The sequence below is a fragment of the Bradyrhizobium sp. genome (assembly GCF_049691595.1).
Lineage (GTDB): Bacteria > Pseudomonadota > Alphaproteobacteria > Rhizobiales > Xanthobacteraceae > Bradyrhizobium.
On record NZ_JBAVNZ010000218.1, the window covers coordinates 1 to 3,468 of the forward strand.

The 3,468-nt window shown below is 61.6% G+C and carries 3 protein-coding genes; all 3 read right to left on the reverse strand.

From position 1 onward, the window contains the following. Window positions 1–1,236: TRAP transporter large permease (locus WCE35_RS09840; RefSeq protein WP_424593151.1), on the reverse strand; the 1,236-nt coding region annotated here is incomplete at its 3' end. Beyond that, window positions 1,233–1,808, reverse strand: coding sequence for a TRAP transporter small permease (locus WCE35_RS09845; RefSeq protein ID WP_424593152.1), 576 nt, complete (start codon window positions 1,806–1,808; stop codon window positions 1,233–1,235). The genes WCE35_RS09845 and WCE35_RS09840, both read right to left, overlap by 4 nt. Before the next feature lie 131 nt (window positions 1,809–1,939). Continuing rightward, window positions 1,940–2,944, reverse strand: a complete 1,005-nt coding sequence (locus WCE35_RS09850) for a TRAP transporter substrate-binding protein (protein ID WP_424593153.1) — start codon at window positions 2,942–2,944, stop codon at window positions 1,940–1,942. Window positions 2,945–3,468: the final 524 nt, after the last annotated feature.

Genomic DNA, 3,468 nt, shown 5'->3' on the forward strand with positions numbered 1-3,468 from the left:
CGGCCACACCGCGACCGTCAGCTCCGTGATGCCCATCCTGGCGATGCCGGAGGCGACATAGAGGTTGAGGCCGACCGGCGGATGGCACATGCCGACCTCCATGTTGACCACCATCAGGATGCCGAGATGCACCGGATGGATGCCGAGCTTGACCGCGACCGGAAACAGGATCGGCGCCATGATCAGCACGATCGACGACGCCTCCATCACGTTGCCCGCGATCAGCAACAGCACGTTGACGATCAGCAGGAAGATGATCCAGTCGACGCCGATCGAGGTGATCCATGCGGCGATCTGCTGCGGAATGTTTTCATTCGCCATCAGGAACGAGAACAGCACCGCGTTGGTGATGATGTAGAGGATCATCGCGCTCATGTTGGCGGAGCCGAGCAGCACCCTCGGCACGTCCTTCAGCGACATGTCGCGATAGACGAACACGGCGATGACGAAGGCGTAGACCGCGCTGACCGCGGCGGCTTCCGTCGGCGTGAACAGGCCGGCATAGATGCCGCCCAGCACGATCAGGATCAGCAGCAATCCCCAGACGCATTTGCGGAACGCGACGAAGCGCTCCGCCCAGCTCGCGCGCGGCAGCCGCGGATAGTCGTTTTTCCAGGCGCGGTAGAACGTCGTCAATCCGAGCAGCGTCGCCAGCATCAGGCCAGGGATGACGCCGGCGATGAACATCTGCCCGACCGAGGCCGACGACACCCGGTGGCCGGCCGGATCGAGCGCGAGGCTGCCGCCGGTCGCAACGCAATAGATCACCATCACGATCGAGGGCGGGATCAGGATGCCGAGCGCGCCGGAGGTGGTGATGACGCCGGCGCCGAAGCGTTTCGGAAAACCCTGCTTGACCATCGCCGGCAGCATGATCGACCCGATCGCGATCACGGTTGCCGGCGAGGATCCCGACACCGCCGCAAACAGCGCGCAGGCCATCACGCCGGCAAGGCCAAGGCCGCCATACCAGTGCCCGACCATCGAGGTCGCAAAATTGATCATGCGGCGCGCGACGCCGCCATGGGTGAGAAAGTTGCCGGCCAGAATGAAGAACGGGATCGCCATGATCTCGAAATTGTCGATCCCGGTGAACAGTTTCAGCGCCACCGACTCGGTCGGCACATTGGTCATGGTGTAGATGAAGGTCAAAACCGTCATGCCGAGCGCGATCGAGATCGGCATGCCCGTCAGCATCAGCGCGATCAGCAGCGTAAAGATGATGAGACTGCTCATCGGGTGACCTCCGCCACGCCGATGCCCGGCCCTTCCACCTCGACGCCCTCGACATGGGCGTGATCGTGATGCGGCAATTCGCCGGTGCGCCAATAGCCGTACGCGACCTGGAGAAAGCGGAAGCACATCAGGTACGAGCCGAGCGGGATGCAGAGATAGACGATCCAGCTCGGGATCTCGAGGTCGGGCGAGACCTGATCGGTATGCATCAGCCCGTAGACGAATTTTGCGCCCATGGTGCCGATCACCGCGGTAAAAAACGCGCCGCAGAACAGCCCGAACAGGACCACCGCGTTGCGCCACGGCGACTTGAGCTGATTGACGAGAACGTCGACCCCGACATGGATGCCGGTGCGCACGCCATAGGCGGCGCCGAATTTCGCCACCCACACGAACATGTAGATGCACAATTCCTGCGCCCAGGACAGGTTGATGGGAAACAGCAGCGGGTACAGCAGCGGGATCGCCACGAGATAGCGGTGCATCACCGCCAGAAATATGATGAAGGTCGCCGCCGCCATCAGCGACGCGATAAGTATTTCCTCAAGCCGGTCGAGGATGCGAAGCAACACCTGTTTCCCCCTTGAAGGTCAGCCTTGCCTGACGGCTCGACCTTCGCAATCCGTCCACGGCCCTCGCGGCCGCAGTCCCCCAGGACAACAAAAGGGCTTCCGTGCCAGAGCACGGAAGCCCCGAACTCCCATCAGTTGGTCGCGCCCCGCGTCTCCTTGAGGAACTCGTCGATCAGCGGCTGGCCGACCCGCGCGGCCACGTCCTTGTAGACGGGCTCCATCGCCTTGCGCATGGCCGCGTCCTGCTCCGGCGTCAGCGTGATGATCTCGCTCTTGCCGCTCTTCTTGATCTCGGCGAGTGCATCGCCGTTTTCCTTGGCCGACTGGCCGTTGCCGTAAGCGGTCGCTTCCTTCATGGCCTTTTCGCATTGGGCGCGAACATCCGCCGGCAGGCCGTCCCAGAACTTCTTGTTGGTCACCACGACATAGCCGATGTAGCCGTGGTTGGTCTGGGTGATGTACTTCTGCACCTCATGCATCTTCTGGGTATACATGTTCGACCAGGTGTTCTCCTGACCGTCGACCACGCCGGTCTGAAGCGCCTGATACACTTCGCCAAAACCCATCACCTGCGGGATCGAGCCGAGCGTGCGGAACTGCGCCTCCAGCACCTTGGACGACTGGATGCGGAACTTGACGCCCTTGTAGTCCGCGGGCGCGATCAGTTTCCTGTTGGCGCTCATCTCCTTGAAACCGTTGTCCCAGTAGGCAAGCCCGGTCATGCCCTTGGCATCGAGCAGCTTGAGAAGTTTTGCGCCGAGCGGTCCGTCGGTGACCTTGCGCAAGGTCGCCAGATCGGGAAGGATGTAGGGTAGATCGAACACCTCGAATTCCTTGACGCCGATCGGCCCGAATTTCGAATTCGACGGCGCGAGCATTTGCACCGCGCCGAGTTGCAGCGCTTCCAGCTCTTCCTTGTCCTTGTAGAGCTGCGAGTTCGGATAGATTTCGACCTTGACCTTGCCGCCGGTGTATTTCTCCGCCAGTTCCTTGAATCTTTCGGCCGCCAGGCCCTTCGGGGTGTTGGTCGTCACGACGTGGCTGAATTTTATGACGATCGGATCGTCCGCCGCTGCGGCGGGGCCGACCATGGCGAGGGTTGCGATCGACGCAGCCGCCAAAATCAACTTACGCATGTTTCCTCCTGCGCAATTTTGCGGAGCGCGGACAACCGGCTCCGAAGTTTTGCATGCCAGCCGCACCAATACAGAGAAGCCGGCCGGAACGCCATTGCCCGTTAGCAGGGGCCCCTTTGCTGATTTTGCTGCATCGCAAAGTGCGACATCCTGTCCATCCGCGGGAGCGGCGGATGATGGGGCATAATTCTTAGCTCTCGTCATTCCGGGGTGCGCCGCTTGGCGCAGGCCCGGAATGACGTGGTAGGGTACGGTTCCGGTCCAACTTTCAAAAGATGCGCGTTCGTTCTCGCGGTGCGGCGCACCCGAGATTCGCATGAACGCTGTCCCTCGATGAGAGGGAGCAGGGAATGCCGGGTGCGCGCTGCACCCGCGGTCTCGTGTGCAAGATTGTGCGAAGAATGCGCACACGAGCATACAGGTTCAGCGGAAACACTCCGGCATTCCCTGCGCAATGGCTTTACGGCTTATGCCGTGATCTCCCCGGCGACGAATTCGTCTTGTCACCGTCGCTGCCGGCTTGA

Bases quoted from the DNA above. Each gene is read 5' to 3' on its own strand.
- WCE35_RS09850 (WP_424593153.1), bottom strand. From the start codon at position 2,944: ATGCGTAAGTTGATTTTGGCGGCTGCGTCGATCGCAACCCTCGCCATG.